Genomic DNA, 23,651 nt, shown 5'->3' on the forward strand with positions numbered 1-23,651 from the left:
TTTTCAACACCCGTGAAATTTTCTCGTTTGCCGGAGCCGACGAGGTATGACATCTTTTTTGGACATTTAGACATCCAGAAGTCTAAATATTCAAATGATGAATTATCACTGCGGGCAATTAATACCGGCAGACGAGGAGATTTCCATGCAACGACAGCACGCCCCATACCGCGCCGATGTAGTCGGCAGTTTTTTACGCCCGGATGCCATCAAGCAGGCTCGCCTAAAGTTCGCCAGCGGTGAGATTGATGCCGGACAGCTTCGCGCGGTGGAAGATGAGGCCATTCGCCACGTCGTCGAGCAGCAGTGCGCGTGCGGCCTGCATGTGGTCACCGACGGTGAATTCCGCCGTGCGTGGTGGCACTTCGATTTCTTCGATGGTCTGCAGGGCGTTGAGCGTTACGATTCACAGCAGGGCATTCAGTTCAACGGAGTGCAAACCAAAGCCCACGGCGTGCGCGTGACCGGCAAGCTGGGCTTTGGCGACCACCCGATGCTGGAAGACTTCCGCTATCTGAAAAGCATCAGCGGCAATGCCCAGCCGAAAATGACCATTCCCAGCCCAAGCGTGCTCCATTTCCGCGGCGGGCGCAAAGACATCGACGCGACGGTGTACCCGGATCTGAACGACTATTTCGACGATCTGGCGACCACCTGGCGCGACGCCATCCGGGCATTCTACGACGCGGGCTGCCGTTATCTGCAGCTGGACGACACCGTCTGGGCCTACCTCTGCTCGGACGACCAGCGCCGTCAGATCCGCGAGCGCGGCGACGACGCCGATGAGCTGGCGCAAATCTACGCCCGCGTGCTGAACAAGGCGCTGGAAGGTAAGCCGGAGGATCTGACCATCGGGCTGCACGTCTGTCGCGGTAACTTCCGTTCCACCTGGATTTCTGAAGGGGGCTACGAGCCGGTGGCGGAAGTGCTGTTCGGGACGGTTAACGTTGACGCCTTCTTCCTCGAATACGATAACGACCGCAGCGGGGATTTCGCGCCGCTGCGCTTCGTTCGCCCGGGCAAGCAGCAGGTGGTGCTGGGCCTGATCACCACCAAAAACGGTGAGCTGGAGAACCCGGAAGGCGTGAAGGCCCGTCTGGAAGAGGCGGCGAAATACGTGGCGAAAGAGCAGATCTGCCTCAGCCCGCAGTGCGGCTTTGCCTCCACCGAAGAGGGCAACAGCCTGAGCGAGTCCCAGCAGTGGGATAAAGTCCGTCTGGTGACGCAGATCGCCAGCGAAGTCTGGTAAGACCGCTTCCTCAGCGCTGCATTATAAAAGTGCAGCGCTGTGCCATTCTGAGTCGTTCTCTTTACATCCTGCCTTCCGTCTCCTGCAATAGCGCGTTCTACATCCTGGCATCCTTTTTGCTCCTGCTTCGCTGACACCTTTATTTCCGCGTCCATGCCATAACGGACGTTTTCGCACAGCGTTCTTTTTCAGGAGTGAAAATATGCAGCGTCGTACCTTATTAAAAGCCTTTGCGTTATCCGCGTCCGTCGTGGCGATGGGAATGAGTTTTGGCGTGCAGGCGGCCGACACCATCAAAGTGGGGATCATGCACTCTCTGTCCGGCACGATGGCCATCTCTGAAACCCCGCTGAAGGACGTCGCCCTGATGACCATCGACGAGATCAACGCCAAAGGCGGCGTGCTGGGTAAAAAACTGGAGCCGGTGGTGGTGGATCCGGCCTCAAACTGGCCGCTGTTTGCCGAGAAGGCGCGCCAGCTGCTGAGCCAGGATAAAGTCGCCGTGGTGTTTGGCTGCTGGACGTCGGTTTCGCGCAAATCCGTGCTGCCGGTGTTTGAGGAGCTGAACGGTCTGCTGTTCTACCCGGTGCAGTATGAAGGCGAAGAGATGTCGCCAAACGTCTTCTATACCGGTGCGGCACCGAACCAACAGGCCATCCCGGCGGTGGAATACCTGATGAGCGAGGACGGCGGCGGGGCGAAGCGCTTCTTCCTGCTGGGTACCGACTACGTTTACCCGCGCACCACCAACAAGATCCTGCGCGCCTTCCTGCATTCGAAAGGCGTTGAGGATAAGGACATCGAAGAGGTTTACACCCCGTTTGGCCATAGCGACTACCAGACCATTGTCGCCAGCATCAAGAAATTCTCCGCAGGCGGCAAAACCGCCGTGGTGTCGACCATCAACGGCGACTCCAACGTGCCGTTCTACAAAGAGCTGGCTAACCAGGGGCTGAAGGCCACCGACGTGCCGGTGGTAGCGTTCTCCGTAGGTGAAGAAGAGCTGCGCGGGATCGACACCAAACCGCTGGTGGGTAACCTGGCGGCGTGGAACTACTTTGAATCCGTGGATAATCCAACCAACCAGACATTTGTGGCGGATTACAAAGCCTATGCGAAGGCGCACAAGCTGCCGAATGCCGATACCGTCGTCACAAACGATCCGATGGAAGCCACATATGTAGGCATCCATATGTGGGCGCAGGCGGTGGAAAAAGCGGGCACCACCGACGTGGATAAGGTGCGCGCGGCGATGGCCGGTCAGTCGTTTAAGGCGCCGTCTGGCTTTACGCTTACCATGGATGCCACCAACCATCATCTGCATAAGCCGGTCATGATCGGTGAAATCGAAGGCAACGGCCAGTTCAACGTGGTCTGGCAGACGGAGCAGCCGGTGCGCGCCCAGCCGTGGAGCCCGTTCATCGCCGGGAACGATAAAAAGCCCGACCAGCCGATGAAAACCGCCAGCAATTAAGCCATCACCGCAGGGAGAAACGTCATGAACGCCATGCGCATGTTCATCGCTCTTGTATGGCTTTCCGGACTGCTGCCAGGGATGGCGCAGGCATCGGATGCCGATCGTTTTGTTGCCGCCAGCCGCGGCCAGCAGGCGGAACTTCTCACGCAGTGGGCCGCTGCGCCGGATGCCGCCAGGCTTCCGCTGCTTCAGTCCTTGCAAAAGGAAAACCTGTATACCGACAGCCAAAAGCACGCCTTTACGCAGCGTAACGGTGAAATGGTTTCGCTGGGTGACGCTACGGCAACCGTAGGGCAAACCAAAGCCGTGCGCCTGACGAACCGGCTGCGCGTGCTGGCTGCAACGGCCATCGCCACGCATCAGCTTGTTAGTGACAGTGTCACAGAAAGGCGTGCGGCAGCGCGTCAGCTCCAGCGCGACGCCCAGCCCGACATGCTCGCTTTTCTGGAAAAGCGCGTTGGGGATGAGACGGACGCTGTCGCGCGTCAGGCGCTGTTGCTGGCGGTGGCAAACCTCCAGCTGGCAAGCCCGCAGCCGGAGGTGCGCCGCAGGGCCGTCGAACTGCTGGGCCAGTCAGACGATCCGGACGTGCAGTCCAGACTCACTCCGTTTACCCAGGCGCAGACCGAGCCGGACGCCAGCGTTCGCGCGGCCGCAGAAGAGAGCCTTAACCAGATTACGCATCGCCTGATGTGGGGCGATCTGCTGGGTCAGGCGTTTATGGGGCTTTCTCTGGGGTCGGTGCTGCTGCTGGCCGCGCTGGGGCTTGCCATCACCTACGGTCTGCTCGGCGTCATCAATATGGCGCACGGCGAGATGTTGATGCTGGGGGCGTATGCCACGTGGATGGTGCAGCAGGCGATGGTCGGGCTTGCGCCCCAGTGGCTGGCGCTCTATCCCGTTATCGCGCTGCCGGTAGCGTTCTGCCTGACGGCGGGCATCGGAATGGTGCTTGAGCGCACCGTGATCCGTCATTTGTACGGTCGTCCGCTGGAAACGCTGCTGGCGACGTGGGGTATCAGCCTGATGCTTATCCAGCTGGTGCGCATGACCTTTGGCGCCCAGAACCTGGAGGTGGCGAACCCCGCATGGCTCTCCGGCGGGGTGCAGATTTTTGCCAACCTGACGCTGCCGTGGAACCGCATTGTGGTGCTGGGCTTCGTGCTGCTGGTGCTGTTCTTTACCTGGCTGATTCTGAATAAAACCCGTCTGGGGCTCAACGTGCGCGCGGTGACGCAGAACCGCAGCATGGCCGCCTGCTGCGGGGTACCGACAGGTCGCGTCGATATGCTGGCGTTCGGGCTGGGCTCAGGGATTGCCGGGTTAGGCGGCGTGGCGTTATCCCAGTTGGGTAACGTCGGGCCCGAGCTGGGTCAGGGTTACATCATCGACTCGTTCCTCGTGGTCGTCCTCGGCGGCGTAGGCCAGCTGGCAGGCAGCGTGGCCGCCGCGTTCGGGCTGGGCATTTTCAATAAAATCCTCGAGCCGCAGATGGGGGCGGTGCTGGGCAAGATCGTGATTCTGGTGGCGATCGTCCTGTTTATCCAGAAGCGCCCTCAGGGGCTGTTTGCGCTGAAAGGGAGGGTGATTGACTGATGAGCCAGCCGCTGACCTTAACGCTGGCGCGCAAAGCGCCGCGCACAACGCAGATTGCCGGCAGCCTGCTGGTGGCGTGTCTGCTGATAATACCGTTTTTCGCCTTACTGCCTGCGACGCATCCGCTGGCGCTGTCGACCTGGATGCTGACGCTTATCGGCAAGATCCTTTGCTATGCCGTCGTTGCGGTGGCGCTGGATCTGGTGTGGGGCTACGCCGGGATGCTCTCTCTTGGACACGGCATCTTCTTCGCCCTGGGCGGCTATGCGATGGGCATGTACCTGATGCGCCAGGCGGCGGGTGACGGACTGCCCGCATTTATGTCTTTTCTCTCCTGGAGCGAGCTGCCGTGGTTCTGGTGGGGCACCCAGCATTTTGCCTGGGCGCTGGTGCTGATTGTGATGGTGCCGGGCCTGTTGGCGCTGGTGTTTGGCTGGTTTGCCTTCCGCTCGAAGATCAAAGGAGTTTACTTCTCGATTATGACCCAGGCGCTGACCTACGCGGGCATGCTGCTGTTCTTTCGCAACGAAACCGGCTTTGGCGGCAATAACGGCTTTACCGGCTTCACCACGCTGCTCGGGTTTTCGGTGACGGACACGACCACCCGTATCGGGCTGTTCCTGGCGACGGTGCTGTTGCTCATTCTGGCGTTGGGTACTGGATTTGCGCTGGCGAAGAGCAAGTTTGGCCGCATCCTGACCGCCGTTCGCGACGCGGAAAACCGCCTGACGTTCTGCGGGTACGATCCGCGCGGGTTCAAGCTGCTGGTGTGGACGCTCTCCGCAGTGCTGTGCGGCCTGGCGGGGGCGCTGTACGTCCCGCAGGTCGGCATTATTAACCCCGGAGAGATGTCGCCGACCAACTCGATAGAAGCCGCCATCTGGGTGGCGCTGGGCGGACGCGGCACGCTGGTCGGGCCGGTGATTGGCGCGGCGCTGGTGAACGGGGCAAAGAGCTTCTTCACCGTCGCGATGCCGGAGTACTGGCAGCTGTTTCTGGGGCTGATTTTTATCGCCGTCACGTTGTTCCTGCCGCGCGGCGTCTACGGTCTGTTGCGTAAGGGGGATAAATAATGCAGCCATCGGAAGAGTTATTTACCCGCCAGTTGCCCGGCGATCGCTACCGGGACCAGACCGACCCGGTGCTTCAGCTTGAGGCCATAAACGTCAATTTTGATGGATTTCAGGCGCTGACCGATCTCTCGCTGAATATCGGCGTGGGGGAGTTGCGCTGCGTGATTGGCCCCAACGGGGCCGGTAAAACCACGCTGATGGATGTGATTACTGGCAAAACGCGGCCAAAGAGCGGGAGAGCCATTTACGACCAGTCTATCGACCTGACCGCGCTGGAGCCTGCGGCTATTGCCCGTCAGGGGATTGGTCGAAAATTCCAGAAGCCCACGGTCTTTGAAGCGCTGACGGTGTGGGAGAACCTTGAGATCGCCATGAAAACCGATAAATCCGTCTGGGCAAGCCTGCGGGCAAAACTCAACGGCGAGCAGCGGGACCGCATTGACGAGATGCTGGTTCTTCTGCGCCTTGGCAGCGAGCGGGACCGTCGCGCCGGGCTGCTTTCGCACGGGCAGAAACAGTTTCTGGAGATCGGCATGCTGCTGGTGCAGGAGCCGCATCTGCTGCTGCTGGATGAACCCGCCGCCGGGATGACCGACGCTGAAACGGAATACACCGCCGAGCTGTTCAAAACCCTGGCGGGTAAGCACTCCCTGATGGTGGTGGAGCACGATATGGGCTTTGTTGAAACGATTGCCGACCACGTCACGGTGCTGCATCAGGGACGCGTGCTGGCGGAAGGCTCGCTTCGCGAGGTGCAGGCCAACGAGCAGGTGATTGAGGTCTATCTGGGGCGCTAAGGAGCGATGATGTTACAGGTTAACGAACTGAATCAGTATTACGGCGGCAGCCATATCCTGCGCGGCGTGAGCTTTGAAGCCGCCACCGGTGAAGTCACCTGTCTGCTGGGGCGCAACGGCGTCGGGAAAACCACGCTGCTGAAGTGCCTGATGGGGCTGATCCCGGCGAAAACCGGGGAGGTCATCTGGCAGGGAAAAATGATCACCCACAGCAAGCCGCACCAGCGTGTGCAGTCTGGCGTGGCGTATGTCCCGCAGGGTCGCGAGATTTTTCCGCGCCTGACCGTGGAAGAGAACCTTCTGCTGGGGCTGTCGCGCTTTTCCGCCCGCGAGGCAAAGCAGGTGCCGGATGAGATCTGGCAGCTGTTTCCGGTACTTAACGAGATGAAGCACCGCCGCGGGGGCGATCTCTCCGGCGGGCAACAGCAGCAGCTGGCGTTTGGTCGCGCGCTGGCGAGCCGTCCGCAGCTGCTGATCCTCGACGAACCGACCGAAGGCATACAGCCTTCCGTCATCAAAGAGATTGGTCAGGTGATCCGTACCCTGGCAAACAGAGGCGACATGGCGATCCTGCTGGTCGAGCAGTTTTACGATTTTGCCGCCGAGCTGGCTGACAGCTATTTGCTGATGTCGCGCGGCACCATCATCCAGCGCGGACGGGGCGAAGATATGGAGCAGGAGGGCGTGCGCGGGCTGGTTGCGATCTGAAATGTTATAATATAACATCCATCATTCTTATAAAACGGAATGAGGGCGTTACTTTGGCTGCACATATTGGGAAATTTGCCATGACTCTGGGGGCGCTGCTGGTCAGCGGCCAGCTGTTTGCTCACTCGCACGGCCATCAGATGACCGAAGCGGAACAGAAGGCGGCAAACGGCGTGTTTGAGGATAAAGACGTAAAGGACAGAGCGCTGTCTGACTGGGACGGCACCTGGCAGTCGGTCTATCCGTTCCTGCTGGACGGTTCGCTGGATCCGGTCTTTAAACAGAAAGCGCAGAAGGATAAAAGTAAAACCTTTGACGAGGTGAAAGCGTATTACCGCAAGGGATATGCGACGGACGTGGATGCCATCGGCATTGAAAATAACGTGATGGAATTCCACAGAGGCAACGCGGTCAGCAGCTGTAAATATGACTACAGTGGCTACAAAATCCTGACCTACGCCTCAGGCAAAAAAGGTGTTCGCTATCTGTTTGAGTGTAAGGATGCCGACAGCCAGGCGCCGAAGTTCGTGCAGTTCAGTGACCACATCATCGGGCCGAAAGCCTCATCCCACTACCATATTTTTATGGGCAATACCTCCCACGAGGCGCTGCTGAAAGAGATGGACAACTGGCCGACCTATTATCCAAACGAGATGTACAAAGAGCAGGTGGTGGAGGAGATGCTGCACCACTGATCTGTTGCTTTTGCCGGATGGCGGCTAAGCCTTATCCGGCCTACGATTAGGGTTTCGTAGGTCGGGTAAGCGCAGCGCCACCCGACACGCTATCTGCACTTTTCACGCTCATTCCCCGCAAAATCATCAGCCAGGCAACCACGATAGCAACCATCATGATCGCAAACAGCGACCAGTGCGGCAGGTTGGTCAGGATAATGCCGGTGATCATCGGGTTTGCTGCCGCGCCGAGCCAGCCCAGCGCCTGTGCGGAAAAATAGCTCGCTTTCATCCCCGGCGGGGCGATGTTATCGATCAGCATGTATTCACCCGGCGCATAGATAATCTCACCCAGCGTAAAAATGGCGGCGGCGATGCCCCAGTAAATCAGGTTCTCCCCGGAGAGCATAAAGCCGCCCAGCCCCAGGATAAAAAACAGCGTTGCGGCGGTCATTAAAGGCCGAATATTGCTGGCGGAGATCTTGCGCCCCAGCGCGTACTGCAGCGTCACCACCACGGCGGCGTTAACGGGCAGCACCACGGCGACCACCTTCTGGGCAAAATCGCTGTCGGCATTGGCGGCCAGCACGTACTGCGAAATGCAGCTGGCGAACGATCCGCCCACATAGGAGGCGAGCAGGCCGGAGAGGGTGAACCAGAACAGGGCGCGGTCTTTCAGGAGCACCGACGGTTGCCAGGGCATTTTCTCTTCGGCGGTATCCAGCGCGACGCTTTTTTGCACGAAGAAATGAATAAACCCGAGCGGCAGCGCGGCGCAGAAGGCCGCCAGCCAGAACGGCAGCTGCAGGCTGTACATCACCAGCAGGGTGCCAATCGGCGGCCCGATCGTCCAGCCAATGTTCAGGAAGCTGTAGTTGAGCGAGAAGACGCGCGCTTTCTGGCTTGAGGTCAGCACATCCGAGAACCAGGCTTTCAGCACCGTCGAAAAGACGGAATAGGCGCAGTTGATCAGGGAAAAGAACAGCACCACCAGCGTGACGTTATCCGCCAGCGGGATCGCGACAAACCCGGCGATAAAAGCCACGATCGCGATCAGCATGTAGCGTTTTTTATCAAACTTATCGGCCAGAATGCCAAATCCCAGGCTGAACACCACGCCAACGGTCAGCGCAATCGTCAGGGCATAACCAATATTCTCGACGCTCATGTTAAACACGCGCGTGAGATAAATGGTCATGAACGGCAGCGTTGCCCCCCGACCAATGGTTAATAACAATGACGATGCCAGCAGCGCTGCGGTTGAGCGCCTGAGAGATGGTTTCATATTCCTGCCCGACGGTTGCTTATGCTTTTTTTTTAGACGTGTGTTAAAAGGATTACCATGACATAAGGGGCTTGTATAGCGCCCAATTTATCCCTAAGTGCTTCAGCTGCCTGCCAGAAATAATGATCTTCTCGCGGCACACTTTTTTCTGTTACCTTGAAGTGTTAACAAATTATTAATAATTCAGGGGCAGGGTATGACGCGTAAAGACGGACTGCTGGCGTTGCTGGTGGTCGTGGTGTGGGGGCTCAATTTTGTGGTCATCAAGCTGGGGTTGCACAACATGCCTCCGCTGATGCTGGCCGGTTTGCGTTTTATGCTGGTGGCGTTCCCGGCGCTCTTTTTCGTCGCCCGTCCGAAAATCCCGTTGAAACTCCTGCTGGGCTACGGTCTGACCATCAGCTTTGGCCAGTTCGCGTTTCTCTTCTGCGCCATCAAGTTCGGCATGCCGGCCGGTCTTGCCTCGCTGGTGCTACAGGCGCAGGCGTTCTTTACCATCATTCTCGGCGCGTTCGTCTTTGGCGAACGTCTACAGGGAAAACAGCTGGCGGGGATCACGCTCGCGGTGTTTGGCGTGCTGGTGCTGATTGAAGCCAGCCTGAACGGACAGGATGTGGCGCTGCTTGGGTTTATGCTCACGCTGGCGGCGGGGCTGAGCTGGGCGTGCGGCAACATTTTCAACAAGCTGATTATGCAGCACGAGGCGAGACCGCAGGTGATGTCCCTGGTGGTCTGGAGCGCGCTGATCCCGATAATCCCTTTTCTGGCGGCGTCGTTTATTCTGGATGGCCCCGAGGTGATGCTGAAAAGCCTGGTCGACATCGATCTGACCACGATCCTTTCTCTTATCTATCTTGCGTTTGTCGCCACCATCGTGGGTTACGGGATCTGGGGCTCGCTTCTGGGGCGCTATGAGACCTGGCGCGTGGCGCCGCTGTCTTTGCTGGTTCCGGTAGTAGGGCTTGCCAGTGCGGCGATACTGCTGGATGAAACGCTGAGCGCGCTGCAGCTGCTCGGTGCCGTGCTGATCATGGCCGGGCTGTACATCAACGTATTTGGCCTGCGGGTACGCCGAACGGCGCGGGTAAGAGGATAGGGCATAAAAAAGCCCCGCGGCTGCGGGGCAAAAACGAATCAGAGGCCGTGCGCGTGATAATAAGGCACGCCTAATTCGTCGGATTTGTCGCTACCAGCACCCATGTGGTTGAAATCGTAAGGTGACTGGTCATGTGCTGACGGCAAAATCATCGTATCGCGATTATTTTGCTGCGTTGCACCTGGGGTTTGCTCCGCGAAGGTCTGGCTGGAAAACAGCACCAGCAAGGCGAGGGCGGCGGAGGCGGTAACTTTCATTTTTTCCTCGGTTACGTCTTTACAGGCGATAATTAACTACAGTGTTTTAACGGATACAGGTATCGGGATTCACCCGGCACGCTGGTGATTCGGTACTTATGAGGCGGCACGTCAAAATAGTTCTTGAACGTACGCGTGAGGGTCTGTTGTGATTCAAACCCGTAGCGCTCCGCCAGATAAAGGATCGGCTCATTGCTTTCTTTCAGTTTCTGGGCAATTTCCGTCAGCTTGCGGCTGCGAATATATTGACCTAATGAATGGCCGGTCTCTTTTTTGAACATCCGTTGCAGGTGCCATTTGGAGTAACCTGAACGCTCTGACACTTTTTCAAGGGAGAGCGGCGATTCCAGGTTATCTTCGATCCAGTCCAAAATGCTATGAATAGTGATAGCGTCAGTATTGCGTCTGGACATCGTCATACCTCTTTTTCTGTTTACGGCAGTATTTTCTTCAGCAAGAGCTCAAGGGTTGCCACTTCATCTGCCGTTAAGTTTTTTGTTAGTTCCTGATGCAGTGTTTGTCCTACTAATTGATGACATTGTTCACACATGTCCGCGCCATCGCTGGTCAGCCTGACCAGTACGCCGCGTTTGTCATTCGGGTTAGGGCTTCGTTCTACCCATCCTTTGCAGACGAGACGATCGAGCATGCGGGTTAACGCACCCAGATCGACAGAGAGTACCTTTTTCAGCTCAACCGGCGTGATACACCCTTCGCAGCGAATGGAACACAGCACTTTGAACTGTGTTGCGGTGATATCCAGCGGTGACAGATAGTCATTGAGCAGGCGGTCTTTTTTCTGATTAACCATATGAATAAGACGACCCAGCGGAACAACGTCGTTAAAGATATCACTGGTGCTTTTCACAATGGTTGCCCTGGCAAGTAGTTTAATCACGGCAGATATTATTGCTCAGGCAAGTATAAGTCAACTGAATGAATCAGCCGATGCCACGAATTGCTAAAACGTTTCATGAACGAATTTTGCAACCTTTCAAATCAGGAAGATAACAAACGGGTATCGTTCCCGGAGGAAAACAATCGTTACGTTGCGCCGATGGCTGAACGTCACACTTTCACCCTATAATTGCGATGTTAAATGTGGATAAGGACAACGACGCACTATGTTGGATTTGATTAAAGCAATTGGTCTCGGACTGGTGGTACTGCTGCCGTTGGCTAACCCGTTAACGACGGTGGCGCTGTTCCTGGGGCTCGCAGGGAATATGAACAGCGCCGAGCGAAACCACCAGTCGATGATGGCTTCGGTGTATGTATTTGCCATTATGATGGTGGCCTATTACGCCGGACAGCTGGTGATGAACACCTTCGGGATTTCAATTCCCGGGCTGCGTATTGCCGGAGGGCTGATCGTGGCGTTTATCGGCTTCCGCATGCTGTTCCCGGCGCAAAAAGCGCACGAGTCTCCCGAGGCGGCCAGCAAATCCGAAGAGCTGGAGTCCGAACCGAGCGCGAATATTGCTTTTGTACCGCTGGCCATGCCGAGCACGGCCGGGCCGGGTACTATCGCGATGATCATCAGTTCCGCGTCGACGGTGCGCGACAGCTCCACCTTCCCGGACTGGGTACTGACCGTTGCGCCACCGCTGATTTTCGCGCTTATCGGGGTTATCGTGTGGGCGTCTCTGCGCAGTTCCGGTGCGATCATGCGCTGGGTGGGCAAGGGCGGTATCGAGGCGATTTCCCGTCTGATGGGCTTCTTACTGGTCTGTATGGGCGTGCAGTTTATTATTAACGGCGTGCTGGAGATTATTAAGACTTATCATTGATGTGATTGCCGGGTGGCGCTGCGCTTACCCGGCACAAACACACGTCATCCATGCTGCCCCTGTTCCTCCAGCGCCACCGGCCACTTGCGGAAGATAAGCACTGACCAGACAAGCGCGACGAGGGCCGGAATGGCCCCCAGATAGCCAATCGCCGACATCGACACATGCAGGCTAATCTGATTGCCCACCAGCGCCCCCGCGCCAATCCCAAGATTAAAGATCCCCGAGAACAGCGACATCGCCACGTCCGTGGCATCCGGCGCCAGGGCCAGAACTTTCACCTGCATGCCGAGACCAATAATCATGATCGCCACGCCCCAGAACAGGCTCAGGATCGCCAGCTGGCTTTCGCTGCCTGATGCAGGCAACAGCAGCACCAGACACGCCAGCAGCAGACCGATGGCGCTGCTCACAAGCGTGGAGGCATGCTGGTTGCCGAGCTTGCCAAACAGCACGCTGCCAATAATGCCCGCGCCGCCGAGGATAAGCAGCAGGAGAGTGGCAAAGTTAGCGCTAAAGCCCGCGACGACCTGCACAAACGGTTCAATGTAGCTGTACGCCGTGTAATGCGCGGTGACCACGATAACCGTAAGCAGCTAGATACTCATCAATGCCGGGCGACGCATCAACAGCGGAAGGCTTTTCAGCGAGCCGGAGTGTTCGCTTGGTAGTTTTGGCAGCAGCTTAACAAGGCATACCAGCGTCACCAGCGCGCCCATGCCGATGGCAAAGAAGGTGGTACGCCAGCCGAAGTACTGCCCCACGATGCGGCCAATCGGCAGACCCAGCACCATCGCCAGCGCGGTACCGGTGGCGATCAGGCTTAAGGCCTGGGCGCGTTTCCCCGCCGGTGCCAGCCGTATTGCCAGCGACGCGGTGATCGACCAGAACACCGCGTGGGCAAAAGCAATCCCGATGCGGCTTATGACCAGCACCGTAAAGTTCCACGCCATAAACGACAGCACATGGCTGGCGATGAACAGGACAAACAGTCCGATCAGCAGCCTGCGCCGCTCCATCTGGCTGGTCAGCAGCATAAACGGCAGCGACATCAGCGCCACCACCCAGGCGTAGATGGTTAACATAATCCCCACCTGCGCCGTTTCCATCTGGAAACTGTCGGCGATATCAGACAACAGCCCAACCGGAACAAATTCTGTGGTGTTGAAAATAAATGCGGCAATGGCCAGCGTGACCACGCGTAGCCACGCGACCCTGCGGGAAACTGTGTTCGTTGTCATAGGGATGTCGGAGATTCGTTGCTGGAAAGACGAGAAAGCGATCTTAAAACGTCATGCGGCGAAAACTCAACCATTATGTGACGCAGATCTCAATATTTACCTTATGAAAGCGGTAGCCGGGGACGTTGTTTTCATTGAATATAAAAGTACAACACAGCAAAAACAGGCGGTAAGACAATGCAGGAGATTGATTTTTATCTGGTAGATGCGTTCAGCGATACCTCGTTCGGCGGCAATCCGGCTGCGGTGTGCCCGCTGAACGAATGGCTGCCGGATGAAACGTTACTGAAAATGGCGCAGCAGCATAATCAGTCAGAAACCGCATTTTTCGTCTGCACTAAGGGTGGCATTGAGCTACGCTGGTTTACCACGCTCACCGAAGTCAATCTCTGCGGACACGCGACGCTGGCCGCCGCGTACGTCCTGTTTACTGAACTGGATTATCCCGACTCGCGGATCCATTTCGATACCGCGTCTGGCCGCCTGACGGTCAGCCGGCAGGGAGAGTGGATGACGCTTGACTTCCCGGCTAGCCCCACCCGGGAGGAAACGCCGCAGCCGGAGATGCTGTCGGCGCTCGGTATCCAGCGCTACGTTGACGCGCGCAAAGGGCGTGCGTGGGTTATCGTTCTGGAGAACCGCCAGCAGGTGGAAGCTCTTGAGCCGAACCTGTCGGCGATGACGCCGGGCGAGCATAAAGTGAGCGTGACGGCGCGAGGAGAGGGGGAATATGACTTTGTCAGCCGCTTCTTCTCGCCGGGCGTTTCCGTTCCGGAAGATCCGGTGACCGGATCCGCACATACGATGCTGATCCCCTACTGGAGCGAAAAGCTCGGTAAAGCGACGATGTTTGCCCGCCAGGTATCAGCACGCGGCGGTGACGTGCGCTGCGAGCTGCGAGGGGAACGCGTCCTGATGAGCGGCCAGGCCTCATGCTATCTGAAAGGCTCCGTCTATTTGCGCTAAAAACCATAACAAGAGAGGAAGAGACAATGCGGGAAATTGATTTTTATCTGGTGGATGCCTTCAGCGACAAAACTTTTGGCGGCAACGCTGCGGCGGTATGTCCTCTGGAAGAGTGGTTGCCTGACGAGACGCTGCTCAAAATGGCGCAGCAGCATAACCAGTCGGAAACCGCCTTTTTCGTGCGCACCGACAGCGGGTTTGAGCTGCGCTGGTTCACCACGCTGCATGAAATTAACCTCTGCGGCCATGCGACCCTTGCGGCATCACACGTCATTTTTGAATATCTGGATTATCCGCATACGGAAATTCGCTTTAGCACCCGCTTTGTCGGCGAGCTGACGGTCAAACGCAGCGGCGACTGGCTGACGCTGAACTTTCCCGCGTGGTCAACGGAGGCGGTCGATAACCCACCGGCAGCGCTGTTTAGCGCGCTGGGCATCCCGGAGGCAAAAGAGGTGCGCGTCGGGCGAGACTACATGGTCGTGCTGGAGAGCCAGCAGCAGGTGGAGGCGTTAACGCCGGATATTGGCGCGATGGTTCCGCTGGACAAAATGGTCTGCGTGACCGCGCCGGGCGAGGGGGAATATGACTTCGTCAGCCGCTTCTTCTGCCCGGGCGAAGGGGTGCCGGAAGATCCGGTTACCGGGTCCACGCACAGCATGCTGATCCCCTACTGGAGTGAAAGGCTGGGTAAGACGTCGCTCAACGCCCGCCAGGTGTCGTACCGCGGCGGGGATCTTCGCTGTGAACTGAAGGGCGACCGCGTGCTGATTGGCGGCCAGGCCACGCTGTATCTGAAAGGACGTATCTTCTTACGCTAGCCGGACAGCGCTATAAGTTAATACTATGAAGCACCCTGGCAGGGCTGCGCTATGTTGGAATTGAGTCTCAAAAACAAGCAAGGAGCCTGCCATGTATTCCATTACCTCTGAATCTGCCCGTCATCCTGACATTCTCAAACTGATAGCGGCGCTTGACCGCTATCAGAGCGAACTCTATCCCGCTGAAAGCAATCATCTGCTCGATCTGGCTGCGCTGCCGGAGATGTCGCTCATCCTGATGATCGTCCGCGACCAGCAGCTACAGGCCGTGGGCTGTGGGGCCATCGTGCTCAACGGCGACGGAACGGGGGAGATGAAGCGGGTCTATATCGATCCAGCCCATCGTGGGCAGCATCTCGGAGAGACGCTGTTGGCCGCCCTGGAAGACGAGGCCCTGAGCCGTCACTGCCACACGGTACGCCTGGAGACGGGGATCAAACAACCCGCCGCGATTCGTCTCTATGAACAGTGCGGATACGATGTGCGTCCGGCGTTTCCCCCGTATGCTGACGATCCGCTCAGCCTGTTTATGGAGAAGGCGCTGGTTGAAGACGTTCGTTTAGCAGCGCTATGAACGCTTCCAGCTGGCGGGTCATCGCCCCGCGTCGCCACACCAGCCAGGTAGTGAGCCAGCGCCAGTTTTCCGCCAGCGGCCAGGCTTCAACCTGATGGTGGCCCGGCATACTCTCCAGCATTGAGCGCGGCATCAGCGCGATGCCCGCGCCCGCAATGACGCAGGCGAGCATACCGTGATAGGACTCCATCTCGTGAATGCGTCCCGGCGTGGATCTGTCCGCGTGAAACCAGCTTTCCAGGTGTCGGCGATACGAGCAGTTTGCGCGAAAAGCATAAACGTCGCAGCCGCTCACCTGTGTAGCGCGTGTCACCTCTGCATGCCCGGCGGGCGTGACCAGCATCATCTCTTCGCGGTAGACCGGCATTCCCTCCAGCTCCGGGTGCGACAGCGGCCCGTCGACAAAGGCGGCGCTTAAGGTTCCCTCCAGTACGCCATCAATCATCGTTCCGGACGGCCCGGTAGAAAGGGCAAACTGGATGCGAGGATAGCGCTGGTTAAACTGCGCCAGTGTTTCAGGGATGCGCACGGCGGCGGTGCTCTCCAGCGCGCCGAGGGCAAACAGCCCCTGCGGTTCATCGCCCGCGACGACCATGCGTGCTTCATCAACAAGCGCCAGGATCTGCCTGCTGTAGCGCAGGAAGTTATGCCCGGCGGGGGATAAGCGCAAACGCTGGTTCTCGCGAATAAACAGCTCAACGCCAAGATCGGCCTCCAGCTGACGAATGCGGGTCGTCAGATTCGAAGGAACGCGGTGCACCTTCTGCGCCGCCTGGGTGATGCTGCCCGTCAGCGCGACGGCGTTAAACATTTCAAGCTGGGTTAAATCCATAGCATTCTCGTTTCGTGAATAAGGTGGTCAGTATTATTCATTTTTAAGAAATAGCAGAGTGAGCCACACTTAATCAACAGAAATGCGTGGAGAACATCATGAAATATTCATCTGCTACACATGCCCTGTCCGTTAACCCGGCAACGGGCGAAACGCTCGCTGCGTATCCGTGGGCGACGCCGCAAGAGGTTGAACGTGCCATCGCGCTGGCTGATGCGGGCTTTCGTCAGTGGCGGCGCGAAAGCGTTGCCCACCGGGCGCAGAAGCTGCGCGATCTCGGCGCTGCGCTGCGCGGTCGTGCGGAAGAGATGGCCCGGATGATGTCCCTGGAGATGGGTAAACCCATTCTTCAGGCACGGGCTGAGGTCGCTAAATCTGCCGGACTGTGCGACTGGTATGCGGAGCATGGCCCGGCGATGTTGAATGCTGAACCCACGCAGGTTGAGAATCACAATGCGGTCATAGAGTATCGTCCGCTGGGGCCGATTCTGGCAGTCATGCCGTGGAACTTCCCGCTCTGGCAGGTGCTGCGCGGCGCGGTGCCAATTCTGCTGGCGGGCAACAGCTATCTGCTTAAACACGCCCCCAACGTGCTCGGCTCGGCGGAACTTATCGCGCAGATTTTTGCGGATGCCGGTCTTCCTGAAGGTGTTTTCGGATGGGTGAACGCCACCAATGATGGCGTAAGCCAGGCGATTAACGATCGCCGCATTGCGGCCGTGACCGTCACCGGCAGCGTGCGTGCCGGGGCCGCTATTGGCGCGCAGGCCGGGGCGGCACTGAAAAAATGCGTGCTTGAGCTGGGTGGCTCCGACCCGTTCATCGTTCTCAACGATGCCGACCTGGATCTTGCCGTGAAGGCGGCGGTTGCGGGGCGCTACCAGAACACCGGACAGGTGTGCGCGGCGGCCAAACGCTTCATTGTAGAAGAGGGTATTGCAGATACCTTTACCCGACGCTTTGTTGACGCCGTCGCCGCGTTGAAGATGGGCGCGCCCGATAAAGAAGAGAACTACCTTGGCCCGATGGCGCGTTATGACCTGCGCGATGAACTGCATCAGCAGGTACAGGCGAGCCTGGCAGAAGGGGCAACGCTGCTGCTGGGCGGAGAGAAAATCAGCGGTGAGGGGAATTATTACGCACCAACCGTGCTGGCAAACGTCACTCCGTCGATGACGGCCTTCCGTCAGGAGCTGTTTGGTCCGGTCGCGGCCATTACCGTTGCGAAAGACGCGGCGCACGCCCTGACGCTTGCCAACGACAGCGACTTTGGCCTCTCCGCCACCGTTTTTACCGCTGACGCAGCGCTTGCGGATAAATTCTCTCGCGAACTGGAGTGCGGTGGGGTGTTTATTAATGGCTATAGCGCCAGCGACGCGCGCGTGGCCTTTGGTGGCGTGAAGAAAAGCGGCTTTGGCCGCGAGCTTTCCCATTTTGGTTTGCACGAGTTCTGTAATGTGCAGACGGTCTGGAAGGATCGCGTGTAATTTATTCGGCCCTCATCACGAGGGCCGCTGTCATTTATCTGCAATGGTTCTGTCATTTTCGTTTCGTAGACTCGCACGCGTCTAACGTCTTGTTACTGAAGAAAATTATGAACCTAACGCAAATTTTTCGTCGTATTGCGCAGCGTCTTATCCCGCGTCAGTTTGGCCTGTTGACGGGTATCTTTTGTATTATTGGCCTTTTCTCCGCGCTGCAGCTCTCCTCATCCTTTCTGCTGAACGCCTCCCTGAAGGAAGCTCAGCGCAACGAACAGCAAAATCTTCTGGCGTATCAGCAGCAGAGCAAGCTGGATCTGGCGCGCGTCTCCCTGCTGGCGGCGAGCGATCTGCTCAACCGCTCCGGCGTCTGGTTTATGCAGGATAAAGAGACCGGCTCGGAAGGAAGCTGGCACAGCCTGATGGACGACGCGCAAAAGTCGCTGGCGGTGTCTCAGCAGGCGTGGAAGGCCTGGATGGCGCTCAGTCCGCCAAAAGATGAGGCGCTGGTGAACAGCTATCAGCTTTTCTACGATGCCATTAAAGAGCAATCCGAGGCGCTTGTCAGGACCAACTCGATTGATGCCTTTTTTGCCGTACCGGCGCAGGCGTTTCAGACCGATTTTAACGACAACTACGCGCGCTATCAGCAGGCCAGCGAGAAGCAGGCGATGCAGGGGCGTCAGACCTTAATGGCGCAGCTTTCCGATCTGCAAACGTTGTTCCTGCTGGCGCCGGTGCTGTTGCTCGCCATCGCCGTTGCCGTCTGGTTCGGCATGTCCAGGTGGGTGATTACGCCGCTGCGTCGGCTTATTGCGCACATCAACCAGCTGGCCGCCGGAGATCTCTCCGGCACACCGCCCGATGTTATGCGCTTTAACCGGGAGACCGGGCAGCTTAGCGACAGCATTGCGACCATGCAGCACGGCCTGCAGCAGCTGGTGACGCAGGTCAGCCATGCAACGACGGCGATGGTTGAGAATATTGGTTCCCTGGCGCAGGGAAACCAGAAGCTGTACCAGCAGTCGGCTCGTCAGGCAAAAGAGCTGGAAGAGGTTACGGCACACATCGCGTCGCTGGAAAACCATGTGGAAGGGAATACCGGCTATGCCAGGCTCGCCAGCTCGCGGGCGGATGAAGCGCGTCAGGCCGCGGTAGGGGGGGACAAGATGATGTCGACCGTGAATGCCTCCATGCAGGCGATCGTCGAGTGATCGTCCGAGATGCGCGGGATCGTGGCGATGATCGACAGCGTGGCGTTTCAGACCAACATTCTGGCGCTGAATGCCGCCATCGAGGCCGCCCATGCCGGAAACCAGGGACGCGGGTTTGCCGTCGTCGCCCGCGAAGTGGGCCTGCTTGCCCGAAAGAGCAGCCACTCCACGCAGACTATTCAGGCGCTGATTAATCGCTCCGTGCAGGGTATCGAAGACGGTTCCCGCGCCGTGAACCTGATGGAAGAGAATCTGCAGCAGGTCACCGGTCTGGTGGGTAATTTAAGCAGCCTTCTGAATGAGATCTCAACCGCCACGCTCAGCCAGGGGGAGAGTATTCATCAGATGACGCACCAGCTTCAGGCGCTGAATCAGGTCTCCCGCCAGACGGATTTGCTGGTCGCTGACGCCTCAGAGGCCTCAGAACGTCTGCAAAAGCAGTCCGATCTTTTATTGCAGGCCGTTTCGCGTTTTCGTCTTAGCGCCTGACGCAATACATAAGCCTCTGTTATACTCGCAGCCCGTTTTAGCCTGAGGGCAAGGAGCAAAGTGTGGCTGCGGTCATCCATAATGAGATGCTGGACGAGATTCTGGCACAGGTTCGTCCGTTAATTGGAAAGGGGAAGGTTGCCGACTATATTCCGGCCCTTGCCTCGGTCAGCGGGAATAAGCTGGGTATTGCTATCTGTACCATTGACGGACAACGATACCAGGCAGGTGATGCAACGGAGCGTTTTTCCATTCAGTCCATTTCTAAAGTGCTGAGTCTGGTCGCGGCGATGCGTCAGTATGAGGAAGAAGAGATCTGGCAGCGCGTGGGGAAAGATCCGTCCGGCCAGCCTTTTAACTCACTGCTTCAGCTCGAAATCGAACAGGGTAAGCCGCGTAACCCCTTTATCAACGCCGGGGCGCTGGTGGTTTGCGATATGCTGCAAAGCCGCCTCAGCGCACCGCGTCAGCGAATGCTTGAGATTGTCCGCCAGCTCTCGGGTGTGGACGATATTGCCTACGATCCGGTCGTGGCGCGCTCTGAGTTTGAGCACTCGGCCCGCAATGCGGCCATCGCCTGGCTGATGAAATCCTTCGGCAATTTCCACAACGACGTGGCGACCGTGCTGCAAAACTATTTCCATTACTGCGCCCTGAAAATGAGCTGCGTCGAACTGGCCCAGACGTTCCTGTTCCTTGCGCACCAGGGGCACGCACCGCATCTCGATCAGGAGGTGGTTTCCCCTTTGCAGGCACGTCAGGTCAATGCCCTGATGGCAACCAGCGGGATGTATCAAAATGCCGGGGAGTTTGCCTGGCGCGTCGGGCTTCCGGCTAAATCCGGCGTTGGCGGCGGAGTGGTGGCGATTGTGCCGCATGAAATGGCAATTGCCGTCTGGAGCCCGGAACTGGATGAAACCGGGAATTCGCTTGCCGGCGTGGCGGTTCTGGAGAAACTGACCCAACGGCTGGGACGTTCCGTATACTGATGTCTGATCTGGGTCCCCTCTTTTCCCGTCTGGCGCGATCGCCATTTCGCTCGCGCTTCCGCTTAGGCAATAAAGAACGGCAATACTGCTGGGACAAAGGCCCCGAAACCATTGACCAGCATGCCGCGGATTTTGTCGCTAAGCGTCTTGCCCCCGCGCACCCCGCAAACGATGGCAAACAGACGCCCATGCGCGGCCATCCGGTGTTTATCGCCCAGCATGCCACCGCCACCTGCTGCCGGGGCTGTCTGGCAAAATGGCATCACATTCCGCAGGGCGTTCAGCTTACCGCGCAGCAACAGCAGTATATCGTCAGCGTGATCCACCACTGGCTGGTGATACATATGAACGCCCAAATTTGACGAGTTATGATCCTGTAGTAATTGTGTTATAGATGCAGGTTAAGTGAGTCCCGATCGTGCTGACGACCGCAATAATTGCCATAAGCTTCCATATGGAATGATATTTTATGCGTCCTGCTCTTACCGCCTTCAGGTTGTTCCAACCCGATACGCCGCTGCGTAATGCCTCGGCAATCTTTATTCTGACGACGCTGTTTTATTTTGTGGGGGCGGAATTACGGCTGGTCGAGGCGTTATCGCTGTTCTGGCCGCTGAATGGCGTGATGGCGGGGATTTTTGCCCGCTATGTTTACCTGAATCGGCTGCATTACTACGCGGTGTCCTATGTCGCAATGCTGATGTACGACGCGGTAACAACGAGCTGGGGAATGGCCTCAGTGACGATCAACCTTTCTAACATGATCTTTATCGTCGTTGTCGCCGTGCTGGTGCAGCGCGACAGGCGGCTGATGAAGAAAACGCCCGATCCACTTAATGCGCTACGCCTGTTTAACTATTGCCTGATTGCCGCGCTGCTTTGTGCCTTGCTCGGCGCGGTGGGGTCGGTTGGTATTGACAGCCACACGTTCTGGCCGCTGTTTGCCGACTGGTTTAGCGAACAGTTCTCGACCGGTGTGCTCGTGGTGCCATGTATGCTTACGTTACGTATGCCCGCGCGTGAACTCAGGCTGCGTCTGGAGCAGTTGCTGCCGGTCATCGCGCTGATTATTTCGGTGTTCGCGTCGGTGGTGATAGGCGGCGCGGGGAGTCTGGCATTCCCGCTGCCTGCGCTTATCTGGTGTGCGGTACGGTACGCTTTACCAACGACCTGCGTGCTGACGTTTATGACGGGGGCGACTGAAATCATTCTGGTCGCCAATTCCATTATCAATATTGCCGTGGCGACGCCACTGTCGACCCCAATGATGTTCTCCGCCAGGCTCGGCATTGCCACCATGGCGATCTGCCCGATAATGGTATCCGTCAGCATGGCGGCGATTAATTCCCTGATCCGCCAGGTTTCCCTGCGGGCGGATTATGACTTTCTGACGCAGGTTTACTCGCGTTCGGGGCTTTACGAGGCGCTGAAACGCGAAGAGACGCACCGCCATTCGCGTTTTCTGACCGTGATGCTGCTGGATATTGATTACTTTAAAAGCATCAATGATAACTACGGCCACGAGTGCGGGGACCGCGTGCTGGCCTCGTTTGCCCGTCAGGTTCAGCGAGTTGTTGGCGAAGACGGGATGGTGGCGCGGATGGGCGGGGAAGAGTTTGCCGTGGTCGTGAACTCCGGCGACGCACAGCATGGTTTTGAGCTGGCTGAACGCATCAGAACTACCGTCGCTAAACATCCTTTCACCTGGCGTCAGCAAACGCTTTCCCTGACGGTCAGTATTGGCCTGGGAAGTGGAAAATCTGAGTCATGGCGGCTGACCGAGGTCTTTAACAAGCTCATGGCCGAAGCGGACGATAACCTTTATCGTTCAAAAAAAGCGGGCCGAAATCTTACCAGTGCCCGGGGACCGGACGAACACGTTACGGTCGCTACCGGAAGCGAAACCGAACTGCGTTAATCGTCATAAGGCATTGACGAGAATAATAAGCGGCATAACAGGATGTTGGCACACTGACAATGTCTCTGTTTAAGCTACGCTTTGAGTAACGCTTTACGTCAGGAGACATTATGAAAGCACCTGCAACCCCTGAAAATGAAACGGAACGTCTGAACTCGCTGCGCGAATCGGGTCTGCTTGATATTGACAGTTCCCCCGCGTTTGACCGCTTAACGCGTCTGGCAAAACGTTTTTTCCAGGTACCGCTGGCGATGGTCAATCTCATTGATGAGCATTCGCTGATCGTTAAGTCGGCTGATGGCCAGGCGCCAGATTCCGTTCCACGCCATATTTCATTCTGTGGCCATACCATTCTCAGCGAGGCACCGCTGGTGGTGGGGGATATGCTGCAGGACGATCGCTTTGCGGATAATCCGCTGGTGGCCGGTGAGCCGCGCGTGCGGTTTTACGCGGGTTTCCCGCTGCGCTTACGTAACGGCGCAAGCGTCGGATCGCTCTGCCTGATTGACTACGCCCCCAGGGAGTTTTCAGCCGCCGATCTTGCCGTGCTGGGCGACCTGGGCGCGCTGGCTGAGGATGAGTTTGCCGCAGTCAGCGCGGCAACCACCGATGAATTGACCGGGTTATTCAACCGACGGGGCTTTAATCAGTTCGTTCGGTTCACGCTTTCCATCGCCCGACGCCGTGCCGAGCCGTTGACCCTCGGCTGGCTGGATCTGGATCGTTTTAAAGAGATTAACGATCGCTACGGACATGAAGAAGGTGACAAGGCGCTGAAAGTGATGGCGCAGCTGATGCGCACCTCTTTCCGCGAAGCGGATCTGCTGGTCCGTTTTGGTGGCGATGAGTTTGCCGTGCTGTTTGCCGATACCGATGAAAAGGGCGCGTGGATTGCCATGCAGTATCTTACCGAGCAGGTCGAAAACTATAACGCGCGCAAGCTGCACCCCTGGTCGCTTCATTTCTCATGGGGGCTGAGCGAATTCGATCATAACGGCAATGACCTGCAGCAGTGGCTCAAAGACGCCGACGAAAAGATGTATGCCATGAAGCAGCAGCGGTCGCGCGCCCGGTGACATAATTAAAGCGTATGACCGAACCGTTTGCGTTAAAAAAATGTTAAA

General features: G+C 57.6%; 22 protein-coding genes and 2 pseudogenes. 18 read left to right on the plus strand and 6 right to left on the minus strand.

All coding sequences use genetic code 11. The features are described from left to right. Nucleotides 1-145 precede the first annotated feature (145 nt). From D5066_RS08240 to zinT, 7 genes are all read left to right on the plus strand, one after another. Entirely contained in the window at nt 146-1,249 is a 1,104-nt protein-coding gene (locus tag D5066_RS08240) for a cobalamin-independent methionine synthase II family protein (protein ID WP_041910011.1), read from the plus strand. 202 nt (nt 1,250-1,451) lie between these two features. Continuing rightward, complete coding sequence (urtA, locus tag D5066_RS08245) at nt 1,452-2,723, plus strand: urea ABC transporter substrate-binding protein (protein WP_119915617.1); 1,272 nt, start codon at nt 1,452-1,454, stop codon at nt 2,721-2,723. A gap of 24 nt (nt 2,724-2,747) precedes the next feature. Continuing rightward, nucleotides 2,748-4,322 carry an urea ABC transporter permease subunit UrtB gene (urtB, locus tag D5066_RS08250; protein WP_119915618.1) on the plus strand — a complete coding sequence of 525 codons (1,575 nt, stop codon included), beginning with the start codon at nt 2,748-2,750 and terminating at the stop codon, nt 4,320-4,322. Continuing rightward, complete coding sequence (gene urtC / locus D5066_RS08255) at nt 4,322-5,395, plus strand: urea ABC transporter permease subunit UrtC (RefSeq protein WP_119915619.1); 1,074 nt, start codon at nt 4,322-4,324, stop codon at nt 5,393-5,395. The genes urtB and urtC overlap by 1 nt, the downstream gene beginning before the upstream one ends. Further along, nucleotides 5,395-6,192, plus strand: coding sequence for an urea ABC transporter ATP-binding protein UrtD (gene urtD / locus D5066_RS08260; protein WP_119915620.1), 798 nt, complete (start codon nt 5,395-5,397; stop codon nt 6,190-6,192). The genes urtC and urtD overlap by 1 nt, the downstream gene beginning before the upstream one ends. Nucleotides 6,193-6,201: 9 nt before the next feature. Then, nucleotides 6,202-6,900: an urea ABC transporter ATP-binding subunit UrtE gene (gene urtE, locus D5066_RS08265; protein ID WP_119915621.1), complete on the plus strand. Its 699-nt coding sequence runs from the start codon at nt 6,202-6,204 to the stop codon at nt 6,898-6,900. A 53-nt stretch (nt 6,901-6,953) separates the two neighbouring features. After that, on the plus strand, nt 6,954-7,595 hold the full coding sequence (zinT, locus tag D5066_RS08270; protein WP_119915622.1) for a metal-binding protein ZinT: 642 nt from the start codon (nt 6,954-6,956) through the stop codon (nt 7,593-7,595). 46 nt (nt 7,596-7,641) lie between these two features. Here the strand turns inward: zinT and ydeE are convergent, their stop codons facing one another. After that, nucleotides 7,642-8,859: an efflux MFS transporter YdeE gene (ydeE, locus tag D5066_RS08275; RefSeq protein WP_119915623.1), complete on the minus strand. Its 1,218-nt coding sequence runs from the start codon at nt 8,857-8,859 to the stop codon at nt 7,642-7,644. Nucleotides 8,860-9,055: 196 nt separating this feature from the next. Between ydeE and eamA the strand changes: the two genes are divergently transcribed. Further along, on the plus strand, nt 9,056-9,955 hold the full coding sequence (gene eamA, locus D5066_RS08280; RefSeq protein WP_119915624.1) for an O-acetylserine/cysteine exporter: 900 nt from the start codon (nt 9,056-9,058) through the stop codon (nt 9,953-9,955). Between the two features lie 38 nt (nt 9,956-9,993). Here the strand turns inward: eamA and marB are convergent, their stop codons facing one another. From marB to marR, 3 genes are read right to left on the minus strand one after another with little or no spacing between them, the layout of a single operon-like run. Beyond that, nucleotides 9,994-10,212, minus strand: a complete 219-nt coding sequence (marB, locus tag D5066_RS08285) for a multiple antibiotic resistance protein MarB (RefSeq protein ID WP_119915625.1) — start codon at nt 10,210-10,212, stop codon at nt 9,994-9,996. A 32-nt stretch (nt 10,213-10,244) separates the two neighbouring features. After that, a complete protein-coding gene (gene marA, locus D5066_RS08290) occupies nt 10,245-10,625 on the minus strand; it encodes an MDR efflux pump AcrAB transcriptional activator MarA (protein ID WP_008502237.1) in 381 nt (126 codons plus the stop codon). A gap of 20 nt (nt 10,626-10,645) precedes the next feature. Beyond that, the gene (gene marR, locus D5066_RS08295) at nt 10,646-11,080 is read right to left on the minus strand and encodes a multiple antibiotic resistance transcriptional regulator MarR (protein ID WP_080327098.1); all 435 of its coding nucleotides are present in this window, start codon (nt 11,078-11,080) and stop codon (nt 10,646-10,648) included. Between the two features lie 256 nt (nt 11,081-11,336). Here marR and D5066_RS08300 point away from each other — a divergent pair, with 256 nt between their 5' ends. Continuing rightward, a complete protein-coding gene (locus D5066_RS08300) occupies nt 11,337-12,002 on the plus strand; it encodes a MarC family NAAT transporter (protein ID WP_119915626.1) in 666 nt (221 codons plus the stop codon). A 44-nt stretch (nt 12,003-12,046) separates the two neighbouring features. Here the strand turns inward: D5066_RS08300 and D5066_RS08305 are convergent. Beyond that, nucleotides 12,047-13,243 (minus strand): annotated as a pseudogene (locus tag D5066_RS08305) (sugar transporter). Between the two features lie 177 nt (nt 13,244-13,420). On the opposite strand from D5066_RS08305, the gene D5066_RS08310 reads away from it, so the two are divergent. The 3 genes from D5066_RS08310 (at nt 13,421) to D5066_RS08320 (ending at nt 15,604) form a co-directional block, all read left to right on the plus strand. Then, nucleotides 13,421-14,209: a PhzF family phenazine biosynthesis protein gene (locus tag D5066_RS08310; RefSeq protein WP_119915627.1), complete on the plus strand. Its 789-nt coding sequence runs from the start codon at nt 13,421-13,423 to the stop codon at nt 14,207-14,209. A gap of 26 nt (nt 14,210-14,235) precedes the next feature. Then, a complete protein-coding gene (locus D5066_RS08315; RefSeq protein ID WP_119915628.1) occupies nt 14,236-15,030 on the plus strand; it encodes a PhzF family phenazine biosynthesis protein in 795 nt (264 codons plus the stop codon). Nucleotides 15,031-15,121: 91 nt separating this feature from the next. Beyond that, on the plus strand, nt 15,122-15,604 hold the full coding sequence (locus tag D5066_RS08320) for a GNAT family N-acetyltransferase (protein WP_119915629.1): 483 nt from the start codon (nt 15,122-15,124) through the stop codon (nt 15,602-15,604). Here D5066_RS08320 and ptrR read toward each other — a convergent pair. Then, on the minus strand, nt 15,558-16,436 hold the full coding sequence (gene ptrR, locus D5066_RS08325; protein WP_119915630.1) for a putrescine utilization regulator PtrR: 879 nt from the start codon (nt 16,434-16,436) through the stop codon (nt 15,558-15,560). The genes D5066_RS08320 and ptrR overlap by 47 nt on opposite strands. 98 nt (nt 16,437-16,534) lie before the next feature. Here ptrR and sad point away from each other — a divergent pair, with 98 nt between their 5' ends. From sad to D5066_RS08355, 6 genes and pseudogenes are all read left to right on the plus strand, one after another. Continuing rightward, nucleotides 16,535-17,923 (plus strand): succinate-semialdehyde dehydrogenase, encoded by a 1,389-nt coding sequence (sad, locus tag D5066_RS08330; RefSeq protein WP_119915631.1) that lies wholly within the window; start codon nt 16,535-16,537, stop codon nt 17,921-17,923. A gap of 107 nt (nt 17,924-18,030) precedes the next feature. Further along, a pseudogene (locus D5066_RS08335) lies at nt 18,031-19,620 on the plus strand (methyl-accepting chemotaxis protein). Between the two features lie 62 nt (nt 19,621-19,682). Continuing rightward, nucleotides 19,683-20,609, plus strand: coding sequence for a glutaminase B (gene glsB, locus D5066_RS08340; RefSeq protein WP_080327089.1), 927 nt, complete (start codon nt 19,683-19,685; stop codon nt 20,607-20,609). Then, on the plus strand, nt 20,609-20,971 hold the full coding sequence (locus tag D5066_RS08345; RefSeq protein ID WP_119915632.1) for a DUF4186 domain-containing protein: 363 nt from the start codon (nt 20,609-20,611) through the stop codon (nt 20,969-20,971). Before glsB ends, D5066_RS08345 begins: the two co-directional genes overlap by 1 nt. Before the next feature lie 107 nt (nt 20,972-21,078). Then, nucleotides 21,079-22,527 carry a GGDEF domain-containing protein gene (locus tag D5066_RS08350; RefSeq protein ID WP_119915633.1) on the plus strand — a complete coding sequence of 483 codons (1,449 nt, stop codon included), beginning with the start codon at nt 21,079-21,081 and terminating at the stop codon, nt 22,525-22,527. Nucleotides 22,528-22,637: 110 nt separating this feature from the next. Then, the gene (locus D5066_RS08355) at nt 22,638-23,603 is read left to right on the plus strand and encodes a sensor domain-containing diguanylate cyclase (protein WP_119915634.1); all 966 of its coding nucleotides are present in this window, start codon (nt 22,638-22,640) and stop codon (nt 23,601-23,603) included. The last annotated feature ends 48 nt before the right edge of the window (nt 23,604-23,651 follow it).

The sequence above is a fragment of the Enterobacter chuandaensis genome (assembly GCF_003594915.1).
GTDB classification, from domain to species: Bacteria; Pseudomonadota; Gammaproteobacteria; order Enterobacterales; family Enterobacteriaceae; genus Enterobacter; species Enterobacter chuandaensis.

Coding starts and splice junctions, on each gene's coding strand:
- urtC (WP_119915619.1), top strand. CDS start 4,322: ATGAGCCAGCCGCTGACCTTAACGCTGGCGCGCAAAGCGCCGCGCACA.
- D5066_RS08300 (WP_119915626.1), top strand. CDS start 11,337: ATGTTGGATTTGATTAAAGCAATTGGTCTCGGACTGGTGGTACTGCTG.
- D5066_RS08350 (WP_119915633.1), top strand. CDS start 21,079: ATGCGTCCTGCTCTTACCGCCTTCAGGTTGTTCCAACCCGATACGCCG.
- urtB (WP_119915618.1), top strand. CDS start 2,748: ATGAACGCCATGCGCATGTTCATCGCTCTTGTATGGCTTTCCGGACTG.
- D5066_RS08240 (WP_041910011.1), top strand. CDS start 146: ATGCAACGACAGCACGCCCCATACCGCGCCGATGTAGTCGGCAGTTTT.
- marB (WP_119915625.1), bottom strand. CDS start 10,212: ATGAAAGTTACCGCCTCCGCCGCCCTCGCCTTGCTGGTGCTGTTTTCC.
- D5066_RS08355 (WP_119915634.1), top strand. CDS start 22,638: ATGAAAGCACCTGCAACCCCTGAAAATGAAACGGAACGTCTGAACTCG.
- eamA (WP_119915624.1), top strand. CDS start 9,056: ATGACGCGTAAAGACGGACTGCTGGCGTTGCTGGTGGTCGTGGTGTGG.
- ydeE (WP_119915623.1), bottom strand. CDS start 8,859: ATGAAACCATCTCTCAGGCGCTCAACCGCAGCGCTGCTGGCATCGTCA.
- urtD (WP_119915620.1), top strand. CDS start 5,395: ATGCAGCCATCGGAAGAGTTATTTACCCGCCAGTTGCCCGGCGATCGC.
- D5066_RS08315 (WP_119915628.1), top strand. CDS start 14,236: ATGCGGGAAATTGATTTTTATCTGGTGGATGCCTTCAGCGACAAAACT.
- urtE (WP_119915621.1), top strand. CDS start 6,202: ATGTTACAGGTTAACGAACTGAATCAGTATTACGGCGGCAGCCATATC.
- sad (WP_119915631.1), top strand. CDS start 16,535: ATGAAATATTCATCTGCTACACATGCCCTGTCCGTTAACCCGGCAACG.
- D5066_RS08345 (WP_119915632.1), top strand. CDS start 20,609: ATGTCTGATCTGGGTCCCCTCTTTTCCCGTCTGGCGCGATCGCCATTT.
- ptrR (WP_119915630.1), bottom strand. CDS start 16,436: ATGGATTTAACCCAGCTTGAAATGTTTAACGCCGTCGCGCTGACGGGC.
- D5066_RS08310 (WP_119915627.1), top strand. CDS start 13,421: ATGCAGGAGATTGATTTTTATCTGGTAGATGCGTTCAGCGATACCTCG.
- D5066_RS08320 (WP_119915629.1), top strand. CDS start 15,122: ATGTATTCCATTACCTCTGAATCTGCCCGTCATCCTGACATTCTCAAA.
- marA (WP_008502237.1), bottom strand. CDS start 10,625: ATGTCCAGACGCAATACTGACGCTATCACTATTCATAGCATTTTGGAC.
- urtA (WP_119915617.1), top strand. CDS start 1,452: ATGCAGCGTCGTACCTTATTAAAAGCCTTTGCGTTATCCGCGTCCGTC.